This is a genomic window from Pseudomonas sp. 3A(2025), from assembly GCF_054589175.1.
The window spans coordinates 274,864-300,148 of sequence record NZ_BAAILM010000032.1 but is presented as its reverse complement, the minus strand read 5'-3'; the positions used below and the strand labels follow the sequence as shown (position 1 = coordinate 300,148).

Here is a 25,285-nt window from a genome sequence, read left to right as displayed (position 1 = left end):
TCAGACGCTTTCCGGCACATCGATCTGAATCGGCAGCAGGCAAATATCCGAATCCTCCGGCACCTTGATCGCCGCGTGCACCAGCCGACTGATCGTGGCCTGCGCCAGCGCCTCTATGGGATGTGACAGCACGACATTGATCACACCTTCACGCAGGGCGGTGCGGGTCAGCGGAGTCAGGTCGTGGCAAACCACGATCGGCATCGCGGCCTGCTGCGCCTTGAGCTCGCGCAGCGCCTTGATCACCCCTTCGACACCGCCACCGCCCACATACAGGCCGGCAAGGTCCGACTGGCTGGTCAGCAAGTCCAGGGTGCCTGCATAGGCAAACGCCGGGTCTTCGAGGGTCAGCCGGGTGGCGAGCACTTCCCAGTCGGCGCCCTGCTCGGCCATGTACGAGCGAAAACTCAGCTCGCAGAGTTCCTGACACTGATAACGCTGGGTGCCGACCATCACAGCCACCGTACCGGAGCGGGCGGCCAACTGACTGATGAACCAGGCAGCGGTGCGGCCCATGCGCCGGTTGTCGACGCCGACATACCCGGCACCGGCCGCCGCACTCAATTGCGAGACCATGGCGATCACCGGCACCCCGGCCTCACGCAACTGCACAACGGCGGCGCGTACGGCGCTGTGATCGGCGGCCACCACGCCCAGGGCATCGACTTCGTGTTGCAAGGCCAGGATCCGCTCAGCGGTGGCGGCGGGGTCGAGCTCGTCGATATAACCGATCATCACCCGCACCTGGGCACGCACGCTGGCCGCCGCAGCATCGGCCAGCGCCTTGGCCAGCCCCTGGTAAAACGCGACACCACGCTTTTGCAGTAACAGGCCGATGCGCACCGTGGGCCGGTGTTGCAGCAGCCGCTGCTCGATGACCTTGCGCCCGTAAAAGCCCAACTGCTCGGCCGCCTCGGCAATGCGCTGGGCGGTGTCGGCGCGCACATTGGCGCGCAGGCTCATGACCCGGTCGACCGTGGAGACACTGACCCCGGCCAGCTGAGCGACATCTTCCAGGGTGGCGCGGCGTGCGGGCAGTGGCGCGTCTGACATGAAATGACATCCCTTTTTGTCTATTTGACAGGTTATGACAGGTATTGCCGGGCAACTATAGCAACGTCATCGCGCCTGCCTCAGGATTGTTTCAGGCCGGTTAAGCAGGCCCCAGAACAATAATGAACGACGGAGCCTTTCCCATGACCCTGCACATCTGCACGGCCCCCTGCTGCTGGGGCGTCGACGACCCCAAGAACCCGCATCTGCCAGCCTGGCAACAGGTCTTGAGCGAAGCCGCCGAAGCCGGCTATCACGGCATCGAACTGGGCCCTTACGGCTATTTGCCGCTGGACGCCGAACGTGTTGGCCGTGAATTACACGCCAACAACCTGAAAGTCGTGGCCGGGACCATCTTCGATAACCTGGTAGCACCGGCCAATCTGGCCAATCTGCTGCAACAAACCCATGACATCTGCGCCCTGCTCAAGCAGTTGCCGCAGGTGGCGCCCGAACCCGGCCAGCGCTATGCAACGCCCTATCTGGTGGTCATCGACTGGGGCCATGAAGCCCGCGATTACGCCGCCGGGCATTCGGACCGGGCACAGCGCCTGTCGCCTGAAGCGTGGCAAACGATGATCGGCCATATCCGCGCTATCGCTGAACTGTCATGGCGCGAATACGGCGTGCGCACCGTGGTGCATCCGCATGCCGGCGGGCATATCGAGTTCGCCGATGAGCTGGCGCAACTGGTGCAGGACATTCCCGCCGACGTGGCCGGCCTGTGTCTGGACACCGGGCACCTGTACTACGCCGGTATGGACCCGGTGGCGACCCTGCGCCAATACGCGGCGCGCCTGGATTACATCCACTTCAAGGACATTGACCAGACGGTATTCGATCAGGTGCTGAACGAGCGCATTCGCTTTTTCGACGCCTGCGGCAAGGGTGTGATGTGCCCGATCGGGCGCGGGGTCATCGACTACCCGGCGTTGCACGCGCTGATCGAAGAGATCGGCTACCAGGGCTATATCACCGTCGAGCAGGAGCGCGACCCGCGCAATGCCGGCGGCAGCCTTCAAGACGTCGCCGCCAGCCGCGCTTATCTGGCCAGCAGCGGGTTCTGAATCCCCTTTCGATCATCCAAGGACATCTCCCATGATTAACGGCAGCAAACGCATTGCCTCCCCTATCCGCTGGGCCATGGTCGGCGGCGGCATCCAGAGTCAGATCGGCTATATCCATCGTTCGGCCGCCCTGCGCGACCAGAATTTCGTGCTGGTGGCCGGCGCCTTCGATATCGACCCCGAGCGCTGCCGCCGCTTCGGCGAGCAACTGGGGGTCGACCCCGAACGCTGCTATGCCGACTACCTGAGCCTGTTCGAACAAGAAGCACAGCGCGAAGACGGTATCCAGGCAGTATCGATCGCCACGCCCAACGGCACCCATTACGCGATCACCAAGGCGGCGCTGGAGGCCGGCCTGCATGTGGTGTGCGAAAAACCACTGTGTTTCACCCTCGTCGAAGCCGAATCGCTGCGGGCGCTGGCCACTGCCAGGTCGCGCATCGTCGGCGTCACTTACGGCTATGCCGGTCATCAATTGATCGAGCAGGCGCGGGCCATGATTGCCGCCGGCGACCTGGGCGATATCCGCATGGTGCACATGCAGTTTGCCCACGGCTTTCATAGCGCCCCGGTCGAGGCCCAGAGCCAGGCCACGCAATGGCGCGTCGACCCGCGTCAGGCCGGCCCCAGCTATGTGCTGGGCGATGTCGGCACGCACCCGCTGTACCTCTCGGAGGTGATGCTGCCGAACCTGAAGATCAAGCGCCTGATGTGCAGCCGGCAAAGTTTCGTCGCCAGCCGGGCGCCACTGGAAGATAACGCCTACACCTTGATGGAGTACGAAGGCGGCGCCATGGGTATGGTCTGGTCGAGCGCGGTCAATGCCGGCTCCATGCACGGCCAGAAGATCCGTGTGATCGGCTCGCGCGCCAGCCTGGAATGGTGGGACGAACGTCCCAACCAGTTGAGTTTTGAAGTGCAGGGTCAGCCGGCCCAAGTACTGGAGCGCGGCATGGGCTACCTGCACGCTGACGCCTTGCTGGACGACCGCATCGGCGGTGGCCACCCCGAGGGTTTGTTCGAAGCCTGGTCAAACCTGTACTACCGATTTGCCCTGGCCATGGACGCCGCCACCCGTGGCGACAAGGCTGCGCTGGCCGCCGTGCGCTACCCGGACATCGATGCCGGTGTCGAGGGCGTGCGCTGGGTCGAGCGCTGTGTGGCGTCTGCCGACCAGGACTCAGCCTGGGTCGCTTATTGATTGCGCGTTAACTTTTAATCTGGAGAACAATAATGAAAATAGCCATCGACCCTTACATGCAACGCCACCTGAGCCTGCCAGAACTGTGCCGCAGCACCGCCGAGCAGGGTTTCGAATATCTGGAAATGTCACCACGCGAGGATTTTCTGCCGTGGTGGGTGCACCCGCGCGCACACAAGGAGCGCATCGCCGAGTTCAAGAAAGCGCTGCGCGACCATAACCTGCAACTGGCCTCCATCTTGCCGATGTACCGCTGGGCCAGCCCTCACGAAGACGAACGCCTGACCGCCGTGGAGCACTGGAAAAAAGCCATCGAGGTGGCGGTGGAAATGGGCTGCACGACCATGAACTCCGAATTTGGCCGCGGCCCCTCGCCCGACCGCGGGCACAAGGTCAGTTGCTGTGGCGGCTCCCACAGCCACGAGTCCAGCGAAGCGGCCTGGTGGCGCACGATGGAAGTGCTGGTGCCGATTCTGGAGCGCGAGGGCATCACCCTCAACGTCGAACCGCACCCCGACGACTGGTGCGAAACGCTGAATCCGGCCGTCGACATGCTCAAGACGCTTGGCTCGGACAACGTCAAATTTCTCTATTGCGCGCCGCACACTTTCTACTTTGGCGACGACATGGCGAAGATGATCAGCGATGCAGGCTCGATGATCGGCCACGTGCACATTGCCGACACCTGGAACCACAAGGCCTCGTCAGGGCTGCGCTACATCATCAACCCGCCCGGCGCGAAGGTCTCGGTACACCAGCACATGGAGATGTATCAGGGCGAGATCGACTGGGATCTGTTCTTCAGCTCACTGGCAAAAACCGGTTTCGACGGTATCGTGACGTCGTGCGTGTTCGGCTGGGAAGAACGCGCCGAAGCCTCGGGCAAGTTCATGCGTGAGGAAATCCAGAAGTACGTGGACCGGTATTTCAAGTAATCGGTAACAGCCGGCCCAACGCAATATCCGCGTCTTAAATCCCTTCTACTATGATGATCTCCGCCTTGGCCACGCCCTGGCGGTGACTCATGGCTTCCTGATACTGCGGCGAGTTGTAGCAGGCCAGTGCCTGTTCATAGGACTCGAACTCGATTACCACAGTGCGCTGCGGCGTCTCACGGCCTTCGATGGCTTCGGAGCGGCCGCCGCGTGCCATGAATTTGCCACCAAATAATTTGAACGCTTCGGGTGCGCGCTGGGTATATTCGCTGTACTGCTGAGGGTCAGTCACATCGACGTGGGCAATCCAATAGGCTTTCATCACGATCTCACTGTTTCATTGATAGGGACTTCATGAAATATTCTGTCTTATGGTATACCACGTTTTATTCATCCATAAAACCGAGATCCTGAGCATGCCATTCGACCGTATCGAAGACATCATTGACGACTATCGCCAAGGCAAGATGGTCTTGCTGGTCGATGACGAAGACCGGGAAAACGAAGGCGATCTGCTGTTGGCCGCCGACCGTTGTACCCCGCAGGCAATCAGTTTCATGGCCTGCGAAGCGCGCGGCCTGATCTGCCTGACCCTCACCGATGAACACTGCCAGCGCCTGGGCCTGGAACAAATGGTGCCCAGCAACGGCAGCGTGTTCGCCACCGCCTTTACCATCTCTATCGAAGCCGCCACCGGGGTCACCACCGGCATCAGCGCCGCCGACCGCGCACGCACCGTGCAAGCCGCCGTGGCCGCGAATGCCACGGCCGAAGACCTGGTGCAGCCGGGGCATATCTTTCCGCTGCGCGCCCGCGAAGGCGGCGTGCTGACCCGCGCCGGGCACACCGAGGCCGGTTGCGATCTGGCGCGGCTGGCCGGTTTCAGCCCGGCGTCGGTGATTGTCGAAGTGATGAACGACGACGGCACCATGGCCCGTCGCCCGGACCTTGAAACCTTCGCCGCCAAACACGGCATCCGCATCGGCACCATCGCCGACCTGATCCACTACCGCCTGAGCACCGAACACACGGTCGAGCGCATCGGTGAACGTGAACTGCCGACAGTACATGGCACCTTCCGTCTGTTTACCTATGAAGACCGCATCGAAGGCGGCGTGCACATGGCCATGGTGATGGGCGATATCAAGCGCGACGAGCCGACGCTGGTACGAGTGCATGTCGTCGACCCGCTGCGCGACCTGGTCGGCGCCGAATACACCGGCCCCGCCAACTGGACCCTCTGGGCAGCCTTGCAAAAGGTCGCCGAAGAAGGCCACGGCGTGGTCGTGGTGCTGGCCAATCATGAGTCCTCGCAAGCGCTGCTTGAGCGCGTGCCCCAGCTGACCAAGCCGCCACGCCAGTACACCCGCTCGCAATCGCGCATCTATTCCGAGGTCGGCACCGGAGCGCAGATTCTTCAGGACCTGGGCGTCGGCAAGCTGCGTCACCTGGGCGCACCGCTGAAATACGCGGGCCTGACAGGTTACGACCTTGAGGTCGTGGAGAGCATTCCTTTCACCGGTTAAGCCCGCTTTTCACGGGTAAAGACCGCGCATAAAAAAACGTCGAATGGAGGGGGCCTGAAGCAGGCAAAACGCTTGCAGAAAGTTTGGAATACCATAATATGATATCCCGTAGACCGAGAGTTTTGTCAGAGGCACGCGTCAACACGTAGCCCAATAACAACAGTCCCTGACACGGTCGCCCAGTTTCAAAAGGTCCACTTGGACCTACTGCTCCGAATACGCGGGCGAAAACACAAGCCCGCTCAAAACACAACAAATGAGGGCGTGAAAATGGTGTTGAACAAACGTGCAACTGCAGTGCTGGCCGCTGGTGTGTTGGCATTCTCGAGTGTTGCCGCCATGGCCGCCGAGAGCGTTAACTTCGTCAGTTGGGGCGGCTCGACCCAGGACGCCCAGAAACAGGCGTGGGCCGTACCCTTCCAGAAAACCAGCGGGATCACCGTCGTGCAGGACGGCCCCACTGACTACGGTAAACTCAAGGCCATGGTCGAAAGCGGCAACGTCCAGTGGGACGTGGTTGACGTAGAGGCTGACTTCGCCCTGCGCGCTGCCGCCGAGGGCCTGCTGGAACCGCTGGACTTCAACACGATCAAGCGCGACAAGATCGACCCGCGCTTCGTCTCCGACCATGGCGCCGGCTCGTTCTTCTTCTCCTTCGTGCTGGGCTACAACGAAGGCAAAGTGGGCAAGAGCACCCCGGAAAACTGGTCCGCCCTGTTCGACACCAAAACCTACCCCGGCAAACGCGCCCTGTACAAATGGCCAAGCCCTGGCGTGCTGGAACTGGCCCTGCTGGCCGACGGCGTAGAAAAAGACAAGCTCTATCCGCTGGACCTGGACCGTGCGTTCAAGAAACTCGACACCATCAAGAAAGACATCGTCTGGTGGGGCGGCGGTGCCCAGTCGCAGCAACTGCTGGCCTCAGGTGAAGCGTCGATGGGCCAGATGTGGAACGGCCGCGTCTACGCCCTGCAGCAAGACGGCGCACCGGTTGGCGTGAGCTGGAAACAGAACCTGGTCATGGCCGATTTCCTGGTCGTGCCAAAAGGCGCCAAGAACAAAGACGCCGCGATGAAGTTCATTGCCGAAGCCACCAGCGCCAAAGGCCAGGCCGACTTCTCCAACCTCAGCGCCTATGCCCCGGTCAACACTGACAGCGTGGCCCGCCTGGATTCGACCCTGGCGAAAAACCTGCCGACCAACTACGCCTCCGAGCAGATCACCCTGGACTTCGCCTACTGGGCGAAAAACGGTCCTGACATCGCTACACGGTGGAACGAATGGCTGGTCAAGTAAAAATGGCGGCCACGCTACCCGGCCAACCCTCTGCGTCCGGTGGTGCCTCGCGCACCGCCGGCGCGGTTCACGCCCCGGCCCAGACCTTGCGAGCGAACATGACTATCAAGCCTTCCCTGGCCCAACGCTGGCGCGGCAGCCGCAACCTGTTGCCGGCGCTGCTGTTTCTCGGCGTGTTCTTCTTCGCCCCGCTGATCGGCCTGCTGCTGCGCGGCTTTCTGGAGCCGGTTCCGGGGCTGGGCAACTACGAACAATTGTTTGCCAACTCCGCTTATTCGCGCGTGCTGTTCAACACCTTTTCGGTCGCAGGCCTGGTGACGCTGTTCAGCGTGCTGCTGGGCTTCCCGCTGGCCTGGGCCATTACCCTGGTGCCCCGAGGCTGGGGCCGCTGGCTGCTTAACGTGGTCCTGCTGTCGATGTGGACCAGCCTGCTGGCACGCACCTATTCCTGGCTGGTGTTGCTGCAGGCTTCAGGCGTCATCAACAAGGCCTTGATGGGCATGGGCCTTATCGATCAACCGCTGGAGATGGTGCATAACCTTACCGGCGTGGTGATCGGCATGACCTACATCATGATTCCGTTCATCGTCCTGCCCTTGCAGGCGACCATGCAGGCCATCGACCCGATGGTGTTGCAAGCCGGCTCCATCTGCGGCGCAAGCCCATGGACCAACTTCTTCCGGGTGTTCCTGCCGCTGTGCCGGCCGGGGCTGTTTTCCGGCGCACTGATGGTATTTGTGATGTCGCTCGGTTACTACGTCACGCCAGCCCTGCTGGGCGGTGCGCAGAACATGATGTTGCCCGAGTTCATCGTCCAGCAGGTGCAGTCGTTCCTCAACTGGGGCCTGGCCAGCGCCGCCGCTGCGCTGTTGGTCGCCATCACCCTGGTGATGTTCTATTTCTACCTGAAGCTCCAGCCGGAATCCCCGGTAGGCGCCAGCAACGCGAGGTAAGCGATCATGCTCCTGACCCCCAACGCGATGGGCTCGCGGCTACGGATTGGCCTGTACACCGTCACTGGATTGATCGCCCTGTTTCTCCTGTTGCCCATTGTCTTTATCGTGCTGTTGTCGTTCGGTTCTTCCCAGTGGCTGGTATTCCCGCCACCGGGCTGGACGCTTAAATGGTACGAGCAGTTCTTCTCCAACCCCGACTGGATGGCGGCGGCGATGTCGAGCTTCAAGGTCGCCATCCTGACCACGATCTTCGCCGTCGCGCTGGGACTGCCCACCGCCTTTGCTCTGGTGCGCGGGCGCTTTCCCGGCCGGGACATGCTCTACGGGCTGTTCACCCTGCCGATGATCGTGCCGCTGGTGATCATTGCCGTGGCGGTTTATGCGCTGTTTCTCAAGCTGGGCTACACCGGCACGCTGTTTTCGTTTGTGGTCAGCCATGTGATCGTTGCGTTGCCGTTCACGATCATCTCGATCATCAACTCGCTGAAACTGTTCGACCAGTCCATCGAAGACGCCGCCGTCATTTGCGGCGCCTCGCGGCTGCAGGCGATCTACAAGGTGACCTTTCCGGGCATTCGCCCCGGCATGATCGCCGGCGCCCTGTTCGCCTTTCTGGTTTCGTGGGATGAAGTGGTGCTGAGCGTGATGATGGCCAGCCCCACCCTGCAAACCCTGCCCGTGAAAATGTGGACCACCCTGCGCCAGGACCTGACCCCGGTCATTGCTGTCGCCTCGACCCTGCTGATCGGCCTGTCGGTGCTGGTCATGTTCATCGCCGCGACCCTGCGTCGCCGTAACGAAGCCCGGAGTACCTCATGAGCGCCGTGATCAAAGATTCCGAAACCGCCGGCCAGCCCCTGGTGCGCCTGCGCAACCTGAACAAGCACTACGGCGACTTCGCTGCGGTGGACAATATCGACCTGGATATCAAGGACGGCGAGTTCCTGACCTTTCTGGGTTCCAGCGGCTCGGGCAAGAGCACCACGCTGTCGATGCTGGCCGGTTTTGAAACCCCGAGCAGCGGCGAGATTCTGGTCAATGGCAAATCGCTGATCAACGTGCCGCCGCACAAGCGCGGCATCGGCATGGTGTTTCAGCGCTATTCGCTGTTTCCGCACCTGAACGTGCGCGACAACATCGCCTTCCCGCTCAATATCCGCAAGATGTCGGCCGCCGAGCGCGACAAGAAGGTCGACGCGATGCTCAAGCTGGTGCAACTCGACCAGTTCGCTCATCGTCGCCCGTCGCAAATGTCCGGTGGCCAGCAACAGCGCGTGGCCATCGCCCGTGCCCTGGTCTACGAGCCACGCATCCTGCTGATGGACGAACCGCTGGGGGCGCTCGACAAGAAGCTGCGTGAAGACCTGCAGGACGAGCTGCGCCAGCTGCATCGCCGCTTGGGCATCACCATCGTCTATGTGACCCACGATCAGGAAGAAGCCATGCGCCTGAGCCAGCGCATCGCGATTTTCAGCCACGGCAAGATCGTCGGCCTGGGCACCGGTTACGACCTTTACCAGAACCCGCCGAACGCGTTTGTCGCCTCGTTTCTGGGCAACTCCAACTTCCTGCGCCTCAAGGCCCAGGGCAATGCGGTGGCGACCTTCGAGGGCAAGCCCTTGTCGATTCGCCTGACCGCAGGCCTGAAGACCGATCAGGACATCCTGTTGATGGTCCGCCCGGAAAAAGCCCAGGCCCTGAGCGTCGGCCAGGCCTTGAGCACACCGTTGGCCGAGGGCTGGAACGAAGTCACCGCCAAGGTCACCGAAGTGCTGTTTCTCGGCGAAAGCCAGACCTGCGCGGTGGTCACCGACAGCGGCACGGCCATGACCGTCAAGGCGCTTTCAGCCACCGGCATGCCGCTGCAGGCAGGTGATACGGTAAAAGTCCGCTGGGCTACGGCGGATGCCTGCATCTACACCGAATGGGCCGACGGCGACCTGAACAAGGCCGCTGGCGGGCACTGATTTACCGCCCGTAATTCGTAGGAGATCACTCGCCGCCTTGGCGCAGCGCTGTCGCGCAGCAAACATGGGATCGTAGGAGGGGGCTCTGCCGGAATGCCGGACCACCGCGATCGGCTGCGTTAGCAGTCGTAAAATGTCAGCGTTTCAGAAATTTCTGTGAGCGCTTCGCGCTCAATCGCCAGCAGAGCTGCCTCCTACAGATTGTTGTTTTTAATTCAATAAAATCAATAAGTTATTTTATGTTTGATGAGAGATCACCCGCCGCCATGGCGCCGATGTAGGAGGGAGCTCTGCTCGCGATCGGCTGCACTAGCAGTCGTAAAATGTCAGCGTTTCAGAAATTTCTGTGAGCGCTTCGCGCTCAATCACCAGCAGAGACGGATCGCCGCCCGCTCCCTCCTACAAGTGGTATTTTCAATTCAATAAAATCAATAACTTATTTTATGTTTGATGAGAGATCGCCCGTCGCCACGGCGCCGCGCTGTCGCGCAGCAAACATGGGACCTGTAGGAGGGGGCTCTGCCGGAATGCCGGACCACCGCGATCTGCTGCGCAGCAGTCGTAGATTTGCAGCGTTTAGACGATTTCTGTGAGCGCTTTGCGCTCAATCGCCAGCAGAGCTGCCTCCTACAAGTGGTGTTTTCAATTCAATAAAATCAATAACTTATTTTATGTTTGATGAGAGTGAGGCGGATGGCCGCCCCCTTAGCTCGCGAATGCTGACGATCAGTCACCAAATGGGGTGAAATTGCTGGCCTCTTCGCGAGCTAACGCTCGCTCCTATGGGTTTAGCGTGAAGGCAAACTTGCGCAATTTACCGCCCGGCGCGCCATCTTCGGCAGCATGACACTGACCAATCCCAGCAACGCCATGCCCGCGCCCACCCACAACGGCGCGCGCAGGCCATAGCCGGCCTCGATGGCGGCGCCGCCCGCCCAACTGCCGAACGCCAGCCCTGCGGTGATCACCGAGGTGTGCAAAGTATTGACCAGCGCACCGGGCTCGGCCGCCCTCATTACCCGTGCCACCATGGCCGGGTTCAGCGCCACGCCGGTCAGGCCCAGCGCGATGAAACACGCAAGACTCAGCCAGTGCTGCTCGCCCGACAGGGCAAAACCCGCCAGTGCCAGTACCATCACCGCCAGGCCTGCGCGCAACGCGGTAAACGTATGGCTGTCGGCGATGCGGCCAATGAGCATGTTGCCCAGCAGGTTGGCCACGCCATACAGCGCCAGCAACGGCGCCACCTGGCCGGGCGATATACCCACCTCTTCGATCAGGATTGGTGTGCAATAGCTGAAGGCGGCAAAGGTCGCGCCGATGATCAGCCCACTGGTGATATAGGCGCCCCACAAGCTGCGACTTTTCAAGGTCGCCCACTGCCGCGCCAGCGCCGGTTCGCTGCCGGCCTTGCTGCTCGGCAGGCGCGTGGCGGCCAGTGCGGTGCAGATCAGCGCCAGCCCGACCACCAGCCAGGAACTGGCACGCCAGCCGTAATGATGCTCGACCCAGGCGGTCATCGGCACACCAGCCACCGGCGACAGCATCAGCCCGGCCAGCACCACGGACACCGCCTGGCCACGGCGCTCCAGCGGCACCAGCCCTGCGCACACGGTCATGCACAGGCCGATACAGGCCGCACTGGAAATACCCATGATGATTCGTGCCAGCGCCAGCACCGGATAGCTCGGCGCCACAGCGGCCAGTACACCGGCCGCCACATAGACCGCCAGCAGCCCGACCAGTGCCTGCTTGTTACCAATGCCGCGCGACAGCAGCAACACCGTGACCGGCGGGCCACCCAAGGCCATGCCCAGGGCATAGAAGGCGATGAGATTGCCCACCTGCGCCAGGCTTACCGAGAACGCTTCGGCCAAGGCGGGCATCATACCGGCGACCATGAACTCGGCAGTGACCAGCGAAAAGATGGTCAAGCCCAGCAGGTAGACGGTCGGGGGCAGTTTAGAGCGGTCAGTCATGAGGGTCTCAGGCAGAAAAACGGCCACACACCCTAAGGATTGTTGAACGCCCGGTCAAATAATCATTAGCACATGTTTCAGCATTGCAGCGCTTAAACGCTGTCAAAGTCCCAGCTTTTGCTTGAGTTGAACCTCGCTCCAGACACCGCTGGTCGGGCCGCCCGGCAAGCCATCGTTGGCCCGCGCCAAGGGTAAAAGCACCGGTACAAAGCCTGCATCACGCACCAACCGCGCGCCCATTTCACGGGCCTGGGCATCGTCGGCAAAGGTGGCAATCGCCTTGCCCTTGCCAGACTGGCTGTTCATCGAGGCATAACCGATGGCGTTGAACGCCCGAACCAGATGCACACCTGGCAGATACTGCTGGTCCGCCAGCGCAACGCCTTGCGCCAGCGCCTGGCGACCGACCTCGGCATCGCGGCCGCTGAACGGGTTGCTGGCACTGAGCACCACCTTGCCCGCCAGCACATCCTTGATCTGACTGGACAGCGCCGGTATCGCACCATAGGGCACGCTCAGCACAATCACATCACCCCACGCTGCCGCCTCGCTGACCGAACCTGCCCGTGCAGTGGGCCCGGCGCTCTTGACCAGATCGGTCAACTCCTCGGGATGGCGCGATGAAAACATCACCGAATGGCCGGCCTTGACCCACAAGGTGCCCAGCGTACCGCCGACCTTGCCGGCGCCAATGACACTGATTTTCAGGGGATCGGCCATGGCCTGGCTGGTACACAGGAGCATGGCGGCGAGGAAGACAAACAGGGTTCTGGGCATGTACTGCGCTCCTGGGTCGGGAAAGGGTCCGGTTAGCAACCGTAGTAGAGCTTGCCTTGAAAGGAAAGGGCTGACCCGGCAAGCGCTTTGCCCGGGGCATGCAGTGATAAGCTTGCGACGCCTGCGTCCCCGATGCCCGTTTGCCTGTACCAGAAGGTTGATCAATGTCTTTGAAGGCCCTGCGTTCTCTTGTTGCCATTGCCCGATACGGCAGCTTTGTCAAAGCCGCCGATAGCCTCAGCCTGACCCCCTCCGCGATCAGCCTGCAAATCAAGTCACTGGAAGACGAGCTGCGTGTCAGCCTGTTTGATCGCAGCAGACGCCAGGTCACGCTGACCGAAGCAGGTCAACTGGCGTTGGCGCAGGCTGAAACCATCCTTGCGCAGTACGATGACCTGGCCAACCAGTTGTATTCAGGACCGGGGCTGAGCGGCAAACTCAAGATCGGCGCCATTCAGACAGCCTTGGCAGGCCCTTTGCCTGAAGCTCTGGTCTGGATCAAACAGCACCATCCGCACCTGCACATCAGCGTGGTTTCCGGGATGTCATCGGAACTGGCACGGCGGGTTCAAGACGGCGAACTCGACGCCGCAATCACCACCGAGCCGGTCAAGCCCTTTCCCTCGGGCCTGCACGTCACCCCCCTTTACCATGATCATTTCTGGGCCGTTGCCGCCGAACATCTGCAAGGGCAAAGCCTGCTCGAGCTTTTGACCGACCAACCCTTCTTGCGCTTCGACAAGCGCGCCTGGGCAGGCAGGGTCATTGAGCAAGAACTTAATCGGATAGGTATCGCGGTCACCGAGGCAATGGAGCTCGATAGCCAGGAAGCACTGTCACGCATGGCATCACACGGCCTGGGCGTGGCGGTGGTGCCGATGTCGGATGAAGATCTGCTGAAACTCGAAGGCGTCACCCTGGTGCCCTTTGGCGATCCACAACTCATGCGCCGCGTGGTGCTGCTGGAGCACGAGAAAAGCAGCCGGCGACACCTGAACAGCGTGCTGGTCAGGGCACTGGGCATCTATTGATTTTTTCTCAATCATCCGGTTAAAACACCTCGTTTTTATTTATTAAAGACGTTCATTACTTTGTCTGCACCCTCCAGACAAGGTCCTCCCGATGAGCATTGCACTTGCTTCACCCTCCCCTATTCTGGCCATGGCCAGGCGCGCAGCCGAGCTGAAGGCTGCCGGACACGACATTATCGACCTGACTCTGGGAGAGCCGAATTTCAATCCCCCCGCGCATGTCATGCAGGCCGCTCATGCCGCGCTACAGACACGAAAGCTGGGCTATTCGCCCGCCAACGGTTTACCGGAACTGCGTAACGCTATCGTTGATGCTTTTGAGCGCGACCGGGGTATACGCTATGACGCGAACCAGATTGCTGTCGGTTGCGGTGCGAAACAGATCATTTTCAACGCCTTCCTGGCCACGATCGGGCACGCAGACGAAGTGGTCATCCCCACGCCCTACTGGGCTTCCTATCCCGACATGGTCAATGCCTGCGGTGGCCGGCCCGTCATTGTGCCCTGCCGTCAGGCGCAAGGGTTTCGCCTGACGGCAGGGCAACTTGAAGCGGCGATCACCGAACGAACCCGCTGGCTGATCATCAATGCGCCCGGCAACCCGAGCGGGGTGACCTACAGCGTCGAGGATCTTGAGGCACTGGGCGCGGTGCTGCTCAAACACCCGCACGTCATGATCATGTCAGACGATATTTATGCGCATATCCACTTCCAGGATAACGGCCAACCCTTGCGCACTCTGCTGAGTGTCGTGCCGCCGCTCAAGGAGCGAACACTGACAGTGGACGGCGTCTCGAAAGCCTACGCCATGACTGGCTGGCGAGTCGGCTGGGGCGCAGGCCCCCGGCACCTGATCGAGCGGATAAATGCCGTGCAGTCCCAGAACTGCACGCAAACCTCAACCCTGAGCCAGATTGCCGCTGTGGCTGCGTTACAGGGCCCGCAACAGTGCTTGCGCGAACGCAACGAGATTTATCGCGACCGACGGGACGCCGCATTATCGGTACTGCGGTCATCGAGCGGGCTGACGATCAATAAGCCTCAGGGCGCCTTTTACCTTTTCCCAAGCCTGACGGGTGCCCACAGCGATGGCGATGCCGTGGCGCATCGGTTGCTTCATGACTATGGCGTGGCCGTGGTACCAGGATCGGCCTTTGGCGTGCAAAACGCACTGCGCTTGTCTTTTGCGACAGAGAAAACTGCGCTGATCGAGGGCTGCAAGCGCATCAAGGATTGCCTGGGAGCAATCCGGCCATGATCGCTCTGGTGCTCTCGACCCTTTTCCCGATCATGTTACTGATTGCGCTCGGAGGGCTGATCAAGAACAAACGCCTGGTGCCCGACAATTACTGGCAGGGCGCGGAACGCCTGGGCTATTACCTGTTTCTTCCCGCCTTGTTCTTTTACAGCATGGCCACCGCCGACCTGAAAACAGTGCCCATAAAAGAGATGGCTGGAGTATTACTGGCTTCGACCCTGGTCTGCGCCGCCATCCTGTACCTCCTGGGCCTGCGAACCATTGCGCAGGGCCCAGCCTTTACCTCGGTCTTTCAAGGCGGTATCCGCTTCAACAACTTTATTGGCGTTACGGTAGCGGCTGGGCTGTTTGGCAGCTCGGGCGTGGCAATGGCGGCAGTGGCCAATGCCATTATCGTTCCCACCGTGAACATTCTGTGTGTAGTGGTATTTGCCAAATGTGCAACGGGCGATAAAGCCTTCAACAGCCTGATCAAGTCGATCCTGACCAATCCCCTGTTGTTGTCCTGCCTGTTCGGCGTGGTGTTTCGACTCACTGGCTGGGCGTTGCCGGTTTATCTGTCGCCCATGATCGAGTCATTGGGGCACGCCGCACTGCCATTGGGATTACTGTGCGTCGGCGCCGCCTTGAACCTGCAATCGCTCGGGCTGCACATCAAACCGATTGCCGGCGCATCGCTGTTCAAGTTTCTGCTCATGCCGGCCATGACCTATGCCGCCTGCCGCGCATCGGGGTTTGGCGGTGAAGCCGCCGCCGTGGCCGTGATTTTCCAGGCACTGCCCACCGCTTCTTCGTCTTACATCATGGCCAGGCAAATGGGCGGCGATGCCTTGTTGATGGCCAATATCATTGCCGTTCAAACCGTGTCGGCAGCGGTGGTATTGCCCGTCATCATGGTGTTTGCACTGGGTCTTTAGCATCGACAGCCTGATGCTGATTCTCAAGGTGCTGCGCCAGATACTCGCGCATGAACTCCACCGTCACTCGCACCTTGGCCGAGTTGATCAAGGGCGAGGTGTACACCGCCCAGATATCGGCGTCCTGCCGGTAACCGGCAAGCACCTGCACCAGCCGGCCTGCGGCCAGGTCGGCCTGCACATCCCAGCGTGAACGCAACAGCACGCCGCGCCCGTCGAGGCACCACTGGCGGGCGATTTCGCCGTGGTTGGTGGACAGGCTGCCGGTCACCTTCACGGTTTCCTGGCCCTGCGGGCCTTCCAGATGCCAGATGCCGAACGGCCGGTCGCGCTCCTTGATCAGCAGGCAGTCGTGGCTGCTCAGTTCTGCCAGGTGGGCCGGCGTACCGCGGCGTTGCAGGTACTCGGGGCTGGCACACAGCACCCGCCAGTTGGACGCCAGGTGCCGGGCGCGCAAGTGCGGCGAGATCTCGTTACCGACGCGGATGTCGAGATCGACGCCTTCGTCGAGCAGGTCCACCAGCCGGTCCTGAATATCCAGGCGGATATCCAGCTGTGGGTAACGGACCGCCAGCGCCGACAACGCCGGCGCCACAAAACGCCGGCCGAAACCCTGGCTGCTGACCACGCGCAATACACCGCTGGGTTCACCGTGCAACGCGGCGACCTCATCGCCCATCTGCTGCACCGACTCCAGAATGTTCCTGGCCCAGTCGTAGACCCGCTCGCCATCCTCGGTAATCGACACCTGGCGGGTCGAACGATGCAACAACTGCACGCCCATGCCCTGCTCCAGCAACTTGATGCGCTTACTGATATAGGCCGCCGACATGCCCAACTCATTGGCGGCGGCGACAAAACTGGAACGCCGCGCCACATGCACAAAGACATTGAGGTCATCCAGGCTGGGCAGATTATTCACAGTTCGTGATCCTGTAATTCATAAAGCCGCTAATTATCTTCCAATCGTAAGCCTTATAGCATCCTGTTCACCTCAACCTGAACCCGGAGACGCCACCATGAATAATAAAACCCTGCGCATTGCCGCCATCGCCGGCGACGGTATCGGCCTGGAAGTACTGCCCGAAGGCGTGCGCGTGGTGCAGGCCGCTGCCGAGCGCCATGGCGTGGACATAAGTTTCGAATACTTTGAATGGGCCAGTTGCGACTACTACCTCGCGCACGGGCAAATGATGCCGGACAACTGGCGCGAGCAACTCTCCAGCTTCGACGCGATCTTTTTCGGCGCCGTGGGCTGGCCCGACAAGGTGCCCGATCACATCTCGCTGTGGGGCTCGCTGCTCAAGTTTCGTCGCGAGTTCGACCAGTACGTAAACCTGCGCCCGGTGCGCCTGTTCCCTGGCGTGCCCTGCCCGCTGGCCGGTCGCAAGCCGGGCGACATCGACTTCATGGTGGTGCGCGAGAACACCGAAGGCGAATACTCCTCGGTGGGCGGCATCATGTTCGAGAACACTGAACACGAACTGGTGCTGCAAGAGTCGGTGTTCACCCGTCGCGGTGTGGACCGCATCCTCAAGTACGCTTTCGAGCTGGCCAGCACCCGTCCGCGCCAGCACGTGACCTCGGCGACCAAATCCAACGGCATGGCGATCAGCATGCCGTACTGGGACAAACGCACCGAAGCCATGGCCGCGCAGTATCCGCACATCAGTTGGGACAAGCAGCACATCGACATTCTCTGCGCACGCTTTGTGCTGCAACCTGAGCGCTTCGACGTGGTAGTGGCTTCCAACCTGTTCGGCGACATCCTCAGCGACCTGGGCCCGGCGTGCACCGGCACCATCGGCATCGCGCCCTCGGCCAACCTCAACCCGGAGCGCACCTTTCCGTCACTGTTCGAACCGGTGCACGGCTCGGCCCCGGACATCGCCGGGCGCAACATCGCCAACCCGATCGCGATGATCTGGTCGGGCGCGATGATGCTCGACTTCCTCGGTTGCCGTGGCGCCCATGACGATATTCTGGCGGCTATCGAACAGGTGATCGCTAGTGGTGAGGTCACGCCGGACCTTGGCGGCAAGGCCTCGACCCAGGCGGTGGGTGATGCCATTGCACGCGTTGTGGCACTGAACGGATAAGCCGTCAGGGCGCCTCTTCGCAACTCGGGCTGCCACAGCCCTGCTGGCATAACTGGTTAGCCTTGCTCATGTTTTCGACATCGTTACAGGCATAGACGTTGAACCAGTTTTGCTTGGCAACCCGGCACGCCTCGGTCTTGTAGGGCACGCTGACGCTCTTGGCCGGCTCGTCCGGGCCACACCGGTAGCTGAACTCTTGGGTCTTCATGCCACCGTCGGCGGCCACCTTGCGTACGATGTCGTCCAGTTCCTTGCTGCGCTGGGCCTGGGCGGCACCGTTGGCAACGCCCATGCCGGCCATGTTCTTCAGGCTTTGGTTCAAGGCATCGGCCTCGTTGCGGCTACCTACCGCAGAACTGCCCTTGAGCCCGGCCTGATTGCCCATGCTCGCGCCTTGCAGATTGTGCTGCGCCGTGGCGATGCCGTTGGCCTTGCCGTCGGTGAGAATGTCGGCGGCCATGCCGGTGATCATCTGGTTGCGAATGGTGCTGGAAACACCCGACACCGAACTCACCGCCCCCGCACCAATGCCGATCGCTACCACCTTGCCAAACAGGTCGCCGCTGCCCGCTTCGGCCTGAGCCTGTTGCTGACGTTGAGCGGCCGCTTGCTGGCGGGCCAATTGTTGAGCCTGTTGCGCCTGCTGTTGCTGGCTGGCAGCAATGTCACTGCGCAGACGGTCGTTTTCCAGTCGGGTCTTGTACAGCGCATCGACCCGTTCGCCGGTCAGGTATTCACAGCGCTCGCGGCTGCCGTTGACAGTGCAGATGCCGTTACCGTTGGGGGCAAAACCACTCATCTCGCCTTCATACACCAACGCGCCGCCGACACTGACTTTGGCTTGCGTAAAGCCCAGTGCGCCGTCGCGGGCGATCATGTTGCCCTTCACTTCCAGGTTTGAATCGAACCGTGCCCAACTGACGATGCCGCTGGGCACACCTTTCTCAAAAGTACCGGTGATGCGCTCCTGCCCAGTCGCGTCGTAAGCGTCCACCTCGCCCGACCAGGTGTTCTGCTCGCAGCGGCCACTGACAATCCGCCAGCCGGCAAAACCACAGGCCTGGCCACTGTTGGCCACCTGCGACGCCGCCAGATGCCTGGCCCCAAGCTGACCATCACGAACCTGCGCCACCGACACCTTGCCGTCGGGCGAGGTGATTTTCACCGGCCCGTCGTCCGGTTGCCCCTGATCAAACGTGCCCTCGATCTGCTCGCCGTTGGCCATGCGCATCACTCCCGGACCATTGGCCAGGGTGAAATTGACAATGCCGGCGGCGACAAAGCGGATGACGGTGGGATACGCCTCCAGCCCTGGCAAGTTGTATTTGTAGCCGTCGTAAGTGATGTTCACGTGCTTTGAACGCGTCGGCAGGTTGCACACCCCCGTCCAGGTTTTGCCCTGCGGATCGCCCAATGTGCAGGTGCCGCCCGGCAGCAGCGACACGCCAGCCGTGAAGGACACCATCACGAACTTGTCACTGCGCACCGTCCAGCCGGTGGGCGAGGTGTACACACCGCTAGAGCCGGCCATGCAGCCGCTGCCCATGATCAACGAGCCGATCAGATCGCCTTGAAACAACACACTGCCATCGGGTCGGTAGATTTCCCCCTTGCCGGCCAGGGATGCCGGATAAGGCGTGGTGAAATCGCCCTTGCACGACGCGATGAGTTTTCCAGTGCTGTCATAGTCACGCCCCACACCCTGGCCATTGGGGGAGCTGTTTTTCCACGCCCCCGTGTATTCAAAGGCGCTGAAGTCGGTTTGATAACGATGGAAGTTCTGCCCGTCCGGAATATGGGTTGGAATCGACGCACCGCCTCCGGCGCACCCGGCGAGCAACAGGCAGGCGCCAGACACGCCGGCAAAGGGTTTGAATCGAAAAGTGCGCGCTGTAGCAAACAGGCCCATAGACAGGTAAATCCGGAAAAAAAGCCGAAGGACGCCCGCTCGTGGTCGGCATCCAGAAAGGGGACGACGACGGCAAAGGACGATGAGGATTGGTTAACGCCAGGAATCAGCAATGATTGCACATAGCCACATCGGTTGTATTCAACCAATACAGGGCTTTGGTGGTTTTTGTCGGATAGCGCACGTTATGAAAATTGGCGGAGCTGGTACGTCCTTGTAGGCATTCATAAGAACACACAAGGATCAAAGGAATGGTTTTCACTCGCTGGATAAAAGCGGCAGTACCAGGCAGTACTAGGCGTGTCGATAGCATTGCTGTGCGCAGCGGCCTTTTATCTGGGCGGTATGTTGAATTCGTTTTCCGTACACGATTGCTACGCTCAGGTACTGCTCGATGTGTCTGGCGATGTACAAAACGCTGCCGCCTCACAGGATGCGGCCACGGTGAAGGCGCTGAGCAAGCGGCTGCAGAGGCTGCCGTTACGCGGGTATGAATCGGACTGCCAAAGTATTCTCGCGGCGATTCGCGACAAATAATGACCGACTGGTTTAAAATGCAGCGCTGCTCTTTGTGGCCTGCCTGACACTAGTTCCAAGGCTGCAAAGGATGTCTCTGATGCTTCGTCGTTTCTGCTACTGGCTGGGCGGTATTGTGCTGGCGCTTGTTGTGTTGGTGCTGCTCTCGCCCATGATGATTTATTGGGTGGGTTTACACGGTATTTCGCGCCTTCCCGAACCGCCGACCGAGGTGCTGTCAACTGCGCAGCGGGACTGGGTATGGCGGCTTACCAAAAGCCCGGGCGAACCGGTCATTGAAAAGCGCAATCCCTACAGCTACGTCTACCTCTTTTACATGATGGCTAACACGGACGACGTGGCCAACCTTAAGCAAAGCCTTGGTGGCGACAGAGTTGTGCATTGGATCACTCGCGATTATTTACACACTCTGGAGGCGAGGCCTTCCAACACGTGGTGGCAACTTTCAAATGCTTCACTAAGCATCTGGTTAACGCGCCACTGGACGCAGGAGCAAATCTTCGCGGCGTCATTCAAGGCGCTGCATAACATGCGCGAGGTGTATGACGGCAGTCAATAAATCGAACACAGTTTCATTACAACCCCAGCAAGTCATCATTCACGACATTGCGCACCGCCACACATTTGATCTCCACCAGCAAACCCGGTCTTGCCAGCTCGCTGACGCCAATGCATGTCCATGCGCACGTGTTTCGGGGAAAGACCTTATCCTTGACGATTCTGAACAGCGGCATATGGCGTTGCAGGTCGATGTGATAGGTCGTCATATCCACCACATTTTCAAAACTGCAACCGCCCGCTTGCAGGACAACGCGCAGGTTTTCCCAGGCAGCGAAAAATTGCTGTTCGGGGTCTTCGATCACGTGGAGTTCGGGCGTGCGACCTACCTGCCCTGCGCAATAGAGTGTGGTGCCGACCTTAATGGCGGGCGCGTAGCCGGCACGCTCGGCGAGTAATTTCATGCTGTCCGGGACGATAATCTGACGGTCGCTCATGGTTGTTGAAGCTCAACGATTGATCGGACAAGCAACCTATCCCATGCCCGCCTGTTCAACCAGCCATTCAATCAGCACCTGTAGCCGCCGGGGCAATGTTGCGTGCGGCGGATGAACCAGGTAGTAACCGTGGCCGGTCACTTCCCTGAAGCCACCGAACGGCAGCACCAGTTCGCCGCTGTCGATGTGCCGGCGAACCAGTTGCTCGCGCCCTATCGCCACGCCGGCATGATTGATCGCTGCCAGTGTGCTCAGGTCGGAGCGGTCGAAGGTCATGAAGCGGGCCGGCAGTTCACGGGCAGTGCCTACCGCTTCCAGCCATGAGCGCCATTCGGCATCGAACGCCATGTTTTCCCACGCGGCAACGTCATGCAGCACCGTGCAGTGCGGCAGACATTCGGGATGCGCCATCAGGCCGTGTGCCTCGGCATACTGCGGGCTGCACACCGGTGCGATTCTCTCCGGCATCAGGCGCAGGCTTGCAAGCCCCGGATAGTCGCCATTGGAATAGCACAGCATCAGGTCGATGCGCCGGGTCCGGAAGTCAATCGGCTCGTTACCGACACGAATATCGAGTTGAATGGCGGGATAACGCGCCGTGAAATCGGCCAGTCTTGGCACCAGCCAGCCTTGCGCGACCGAAGGCCTGACGTAAAAGCTCAACTGCCCTTCGATCTGCGCATGCGAACGTTCTTGTACCGCCTCCGACAGCGTATCCATGGTCTGCTGCATGACCTTGAAAATCCGCTCGCCATCGTCGGTGAGTTCGACTTTTCGCGGCAGCCGATGGAACAGTTTGAGCGACAGTTCCTCTTCCAGGCGCGCGATCCGGTGACTGACCGCACTGGCGGTCAGGCATAACTCATCGGCGGCGCGGGCGAAGCTCAAGTGCCGGGCGGCCACTAGAAACGTATGCAGATTGGACAGATGCGCACCATTAAGCCTGGGCGCCGATGCGGGCATGACTGCACTCCTGTTGTATGGTTGTGCGTTCGGGTCAGTGCGCAGGATGTTGCAGCACACGACCCTTTTCAAGGTAGTCCGCGAACTCTGCCACAGGCACCATGCTGCCGCCGGTTCCCCAGATCAGGTGTGTGGCATTGGCCAACCGGGCCGCCGAAATACCCATGCGTTGCAGATACGCCTCGTTGCCAAGCACCCGCACGATACCCGGCGCACCGGCCAGTGCTGAAGGCTCCAGTTTTACCTGCTCAAGTTCATGGGCCAGAAACATCAGGCGATAAAGCTCTTCGTCCGTGACGGTGTAATAACCATCGATAAGCCGTTGCATGGCCCGCCCGACGAAACCGGAGGGGCGCCCTACGGCCAGGCCATCGGCAGCGGTGACGTTGTCGATGCCAAACTCCTGAACACTCACCTCGTCATGCAAACCGGTATAGACCCCGAGCAGCATGCACGGCGAATGGGTCGGTTCGGCAAAGACACAATGCACCGCATCGCCAAACGCGAGCTTCAAGCCAAACGCCACACCGCCTGGACCGCCGCCGACACCGCAGGGCAGATAAACGAACAGTGGATGATCGACGTCCACCTTAACGTTGGCCTGCTCGAACTGCACAGCCAGACGTTCGGCGGCGACGGCATAGCCCAGAAACAAGTGCGGCGAGTTTTCATCGTCGATGAAGTAACACGCCGGATCGCTGAGTGCCTGCAAGCGACCGTTTTCGACCGCCACGCTGTAGTCGGACTCGTACTCGACAACCGTCACGCCACTGGCGCGCAATTTGTCCTTCTTCCACTGGCGGGCATCGGCGGACATATGCACCGTGGCCTGAAACCCCAATGTTGCACTCATGATGCCGATGGATAAGCCAAGGTTGCCGGTAGAACCCACAGCAATCTTGTAGCGACTGAAAAACGCCCGTGCGCTATCACTGGCCAACACTTCATAGTTGTCATCCAGCGTGATCAACCCGGCGTGCAGCGCCAAATCTTCAGCATGCTTGAGCACCTCGTGAATACCGCCACGCGCCTTGATCGAACCGGAGATCGGCAACTCGCTGTCTTTTTTCAGCCACAGCGAACCGCTATTGGTCATACCGGCTTCACTCAACAGCCGTTGCTGCAACGCTTTTAGTGGAACAATCCCGGACTCGATGATGCCGCCCGCTGCCGCTGTTTCCGGGGACACCTTGGCGATGTAAGGCGCGAAGCGGCGCAGGCGTTCACTGGCTGCTTTGACATCGTCGGCTGTGAGACCAACATCGGCCAGTGCCTGTGAGACCGGCGCAATCGCCGGGTTGAACCAGGTGGTTTCCTGCAATGAAACCAGGTCCTGGATAATCGGGTGGCTTTGATACCAGGCGTCGAGTGTTTTGCCGTGGAGCATATGAACGACCTGTCGCGAGAACGTGTGCATGGATTAGAGTTCAAGCTTTTCACGTTCACAAACGATCATTCGTCAGGCGATGGATGACGCCTGTTCACGTATCCTTCACGCCGGCTGCGCCACCGGCTTTGCCGCAGCCGCCGCAGGTGCCGGCGTGATCGACAACACCAGCAATGCCGCGATCAGGCACAACAGCCCCGCAACAAAGAACGCGGGCAGGTAAGTCGCCAGATTCGTCCGTGTCCAGCCAGCGCCGTAGGCCGCACACGCCGCCCCCAACTGGTGGCCGGCAAAGATCCAGCCGAAGACGATATTGGCGCGTTCCGGCCCAAACCGCTGCGCGGTCAGTTTGACGGTGGGTGGCACGGTGGCGATCCAGTCCAGGCCGTACAGCAAGGCAAAGATCGACAGGCCGAACAGGGTGAAGTCCGAAAACGGCAGCAACATCAGGGCAACGCCGCGCAACCCGTAATACCAGAACAGCAGCCAGCGGTTATCAAAGCGGTCCGAAAGCCAGCCGGAGCCCACGGTGCCGATGAAGTCGAAGATGCCCATCATCGCCAGCACCCCGGCGGCGGTGGTCGCGACGATGCCGTAGTCGCCGCACAGGCTGACGAAGTGGGTCTGGATCAGACCGTTGGTGCTGGCGCCGCAGATGAAAAACGTCAGGAACAGCACCCAGAAGGTCCAGCTGAAACTGACCTCGACCAGCACCTTGAGCGGGCTGGCCAGCATCTGCGCCATGCTCGCGGTACGCGCGGTGGGAGGCTCAGGCTTTTCGCCGCCGTAGGCCGGCAGATCAAGATCGGCGGGGTGATTGCGCATCAGCAGAAACACCGCCAGCGCCACCAGCGCAATCGCTACACCGATGTAACCCAGCGCCACGCGCCAGCCGTACGCCTCGGTCAGGCCAGCCATGATGGGCATGAACACCAGTTGCCCGGTGGCCGAGCTGGCCGCCAGCAGTCCTAGCGCCAGCCCGCGTCGCTGGCTGAACCAGCGCGTGGCGACCGTGGCGCCGAGCACCATGGCGGTCAGCCCGGTGCCGAAACCGACCAGCAGCCCCCAGAGCACCACCAATTGCCAGAACTGGGTCATGAATAGCGACAACCCCAACCCGGTGGCGACGATGCCCAGCGCCGTCAGCATGACCCGGCGCACGCCGTAGTAATTCATGAACACCGCCGCGAACGGCCCGATCAGCCCGAACAAGGCAAAGCGCAGCGCCAGCGCGGCCGAGATATCGGCGGTGTCCCAGCCGAACTCCATGCGCAGCGGTGTGATCAACACGCCCGGCGCGCCGATGGCACCGGCCATTACCAGCATGGTCAGGAAGGTAACGGTCAGGGCGACCCAACTGTAGTGGATCTTGCGGCGGGCCAGTGAGGTCGCCAGAGCGGTCGAGAGCATGATGACGGTTCCATTATGTGTG

General features: G+C 60.8%; 24 protein-coding genes. 14 read left to right on the top strand and 10 right to left on the bottom strand.

Going from position 1 to position 25,285, the window contains the following annotated elements:
• Positions 1 to 1,053: a LacI family DNA-binding transcriptional regulator gene (locus ACYP2A_RS13640; RefSeq protein ID WP_459745642.1), complete on the bottom strand. Its 1,053-nt coding sequence runs from the start codon at positions 1,051 to 1,053 to the stop codon at positions 1 to 3.
• Between the two features lie 143 nt (positions 1,054 to 1,196).
• Between ACYP2A_RS13640 and ACYP2A_RS13635 the strand changes: the two genes are divergently transcribed.
• From ACYP2A_RS13635 to ACYP2A_RS13625, 3 genes are read left to right on the top strand one after another with little or no spacing between them, the layout of a single operon-like run.
• Complete coding sequence (locus ACYP2A_RS13635) at positions 1,197 to 2,120, top strand: sugar phosphate isomerase/epimerase family protein (protein WP_459745641.1); 924 nt, start codon at positions 1,197 to 1,199, stop codon at positions 2,118 to 2,120.
• Between the two features lie 31 nt (positions 2,121 to 2,151).
• Positions 2,152 to 3,321: a Gfo/Idh/MocA family protein gene (locus ACYP2A_RS13630; protein ID WP_459745640.1), complete on the top strand. Its 1,170-nt coding sequence runs from the start codon at positions 2,152 to 2,154 to the stop codon at positions 3,319 to 3,321.
• A 32-nt stretch (positions 3,322 to 3,353) separates the two neighbouring features.
• Positions 3,354 to 4,256 carry a sugar phosphate isomerase/epimerase family protein gene (locus ACYP2A_RS13625; protein ID WP_459745639.1) on the top strand — a complete coding sequence of 301 codons (903 nt, stop codon included), beginning with the start codon at positions 3,354 to 3,356 and terminating at the stop codon, positions 4,254 to 4,256.
• Positions 4,257 to 4,290: 34 nt separating this feature from the next.
• Here the strand turns inward: ACYP2A_RS13625 and ACYP2A_RS13620 are convergent, their stop codons facing one another.
• Positions 4,291 to 4,578: a DUF1330 domain-containing protein gene (locus ACYP2A_RS13620; RefSeq protein ID WP_459745638.1), complete on the bottom strand. Its 288-nt coding sequence runs from the start codon at positions 4,576 to 4,578 to the stop codon at positions 4,291 to 4,293.
• Between the two features lie 94 nt (positions 4,579 to 4,672).
• Between ACYP2A_RS13620 and ribBA the strand changes: the two genes are divergently transcribed.
• From ribBA to ACYP2A_RS13595, 5 genes are all read left to right on the top strand, one after another.
• Positions 4,673 to 5,782 (top strand): bifunctional 3,4-dihydroxy-2-butanone-4-phosphate synthase/GTP cyclohydrolase II, encoded by a 1,110-nt coding sequence (ribBA, locus tag ACYP2A_RS13615; RefSeq protein ID WP_459745636.1) that lies wholly within the window; start codon positions 4,673 to 4,675, stop codon positions 5,780 to 5,782.
• Positions 5,783 to 6,052: 270 nt separating this feature from the next.
• Positions 6,053 to 7,078 (top strand): ABC transporter substrate-binding protein, encoded by a 1,026-nt coding sequence (locus tag ACYP2A_RS13610; RefSeq protein ID WP_459745634.1) that lies wholly within the window; start codon positions 6,053 to 6,055, stop codon positions 7,076 to 7,078.
• Entirely contained in the window at positions 7,063 to 8,031 is a 969-nt protein-coding gene (locus ACYP2A_RS13605) for an ABC transporter permease (RefSeq protein WP_459745632.1), read from the top strand. Before ACYP2A_RS13610 ends, ACYP2A_RS13605 begins: the two co-directional genes overlap by 16 nt.
• Before the next feature lie 6 nt (positions 8,032 to 8,037).
• Positions 8,038 to 8,853 (top strand): ABC transporter permease, encoded by an 816-nt coding sequence (locus ACYP2A_RS13600; protein ID WP_459745631.1) that lies wholly within the window; start codon positions 8,038 to 8,040, stop codon positions 8,851 to 8,853.
• Positions 8,850 to 10,001 carry an ABC transporter ATP-binding protein gene (locus ACYP2A_RS13595; protein ID WP_459745629.1) on the top strand — a complete coding sequence of 384 codons (1,152 nt, stop codon included), beginning with the start codon at positions 8,850 to 8,852 and terminating at the stop codon, positions 9,999 to 10,001. The genes ACYP2A_RS13600 and ACYP2A_RS13595 overlap by 4 nt, the downstream gene beginning before the upstream one ends.
• Positions 10,002 to 10,789: 788 nt before the next feature.
• Here the strand turns inward: ACYP2A_RS13595 and ACYP2A_RS13590 are convergent.
• Both ACYP2A_RS13590 and ACYP2A_RS13585 read right to left on the bottom strand, forming a co-directional pair.
• A complete protein-coding gene (locus ACYP2A_RS13590) occupies positions 10,790 to 11,980 on the bottom strand; it encodes an MFS transporter (protein ID WP_459745628.1) in 1,191 nt (396 codons plus the stop codon).
• Between the two features lie 102 nt (positions 11,981 to 12,082).
• A complete protein-coding gene (locus ACYP2A_RS13585; protein ID WP_459745626.1) occupies positions 12,083 to 12,757 on the bottom strand; it encodes an NADPH-dependent F420 reductase in 675 nt (224 codons plus the stop codon).
• 164 nt (positions 12,758 to 12,921) lie between these two features.
• Between ACYP2A_RS13585 and ACYP2A_RS13580 the strand changes: the two genes are divergently transcribed.
• The 3 genes from ACYP2A_RS13580 (at position 12,922) to ACYP2A_RS13570 (ending at position 15,963) form a co-directional block, all read left to right on the top strand.
• Complete coding sequence (locus ACYP2A_RS13580) at positions 12,922 to 13,788, top strand: LysR family transcriptional regulator (RefSeq protein WP_459745625.1); 867 nt, start codon at positions 12,922 to 12,924, stop codon at positions 13,786 to 13,788.
• A gap of 91 nt (positions 13,789 to 13,879) precedes the next feature.
• Positions 13,880 to 15,046, top strand: a complete 1,167-nt coding sequence (locus ACYP2A_RS13575; protein WP_459745623.1) for a pyridoxal phosphate-dependent aminotransferase — start codon at positions 13,880 to 13,882, stop codon at positions 15,044 to 15,046.
• On the top strand, positions 15,043 to 15,963 hold the full coding sequence (locus ACYP2A_RS13570; protein WP_459745621.1) for an AEC family transporter: 921 nt from the start codon (positions 15,043 to 15,045) through the stop codon (positions 15,961 to 15,963). Before ACYP2A_RS13575 ends, ACYP2A_RS13570 begins: the two co-directional genes overlap by 4 nt.
• Here the strand turns inward: ACYP2A_RS13570 and ACYP2A_RS13565 are convergent.
• Entirely contained in the window at positions 15,938 to 16,885 is a 948-nt protein-coding gene (locus ACYP2A_RS13565) for a LysR substrate-binding domain-containing protein (protein WP_459745620.1), read from the bottom strand. The two genes, ACYP2A_RS13570 and ACYP2A_RS13565, sit on opposite strands and share 26 nt — an antisense overlap.
• A gap of 97 nt (positions 16,886 to 16,982) precedes the next feature.
• Between ACYP2A_RS13565 and ACYP2A_RS13560 the strand changes: the two genes are divergently transcribed.
• Complete coding sequence (locus ACYP2A_RS13560; protein WP_459745618.1) at positions 16,983 to 18,062, top strand: tartrate dehydrogenase; 1,080 nt, start codon at positions 16,983 to 16,985, stop codon at positions 18,060 to 18,062.
• Positions 18,063 to 18,066: 4 nt separating this feature from the next.
• On the opposite strand, the gene ACYP2A_RS13555 is transcribed toward ACYP2A_RS13560, so the two are convergent.
• Positions 18,067 to 19,971 carry a hypothetical protein gene (locus tag ACYP2A_RS13555; protein ID WP_459745617.1) on the bottom strand — a complete coding sequence of 635 codons (1,905 nt, stop codon included), beginning with the start codon at positions 19,969 to 19,971 and terminating at the stop codon, positions 18,067 to 18,069.
• A gap of 300 nt (positions 19,972 to 20,271) precedes the next feature.
• Here ACYP2A_RS13555 and ACYP2A_RS13550 point away from each other — a divergent pair, with 300 nt between their 5' ends.
• A complete protein-coding gene (locus ACYP2A_RS13550; protein ID WP_459745616.1) occupies positions 20,272 to 20,508 on the top strand; it encodes a hypothetical protein in 237 nt (78 codons plus the stop codon).
• A 79-nt stretch (positions 20,509 to 20,587) separates the two neighbouring features.
• On the top strand, positions 20,588 to 21,067 hold the full coding sequence (locus ACYP2A_RS13545) for a hypothetical protein (protein ID WP_459745614.1): 480 nt from the start codon (positions 20,588 to 20,590) through the stop codon (positions 21,065 to 21,067).
• Between the two features lie 16 nt (positions 21,068 to 21,083).
• On the opposite strand, the gene ACYP2A_RS13540 is transcribed toward ACYP2A_RS13545, so the two are convergent.
• The 4 genes from ACYP2A_RS13540 to ACYP2A_RS13525 form a co-directional block, all read right to left on the bottom strand.
• Positions 21,084 to 21,503, bottom strand: coding sequence for a RidA family protein (locus tag ACYP2A_RS13540; protein ID WP_459745613.1), 420 nt, complete (start codon positions 21,501 to 21,503; stop codon positions 21,084 to 21,086).
• 36 nt (positions 21,504 to 21,539) lie between these two features.
• Complete coding sequence (gene dsdC / locus ACYP2A_RS13535) at positions 21,540 to 22,466, bottom strand: DNA-binding transcriptional regulator DsdC (RefSeq protein WP_459745611.1); 927 nt, start codon at positions 22,464 to 22,466, stop codon at positions 21,540 to 21,542.
• A 34-nt stretch (positions 22,467 to 22,500) separates the two neighbouring features.
• On the bottom strand, positions 22,501 to 23,853 hold the full coding sequence (locus ACYP2A_RS13530) for a D-serine ammonia-lyase (RefSeq protein ID WP_459745609.1): 1,353 nt from the start codon (positions 23,851 to 23,853) through the stop codon (positions 22,501 to 22,503).
• A 105-nt stretch (positions 23,854 to 23,958) separates the two neighbouring features.
• The gene (locus ACYP2A_RS13525) at positions 23,959 to 25,263 is read right to left on the bottom strand and encodes an MFS transporter (protein ID WP_459745608.1); all 1,305 of its coding nucleotides are present in this window, start codon (positions 25,261 to 25,263) and stop codon (positions 23,959 to 23,961) included.
• Positions 25,264 to 25,285: the final 22 nt, after the last annotated feature.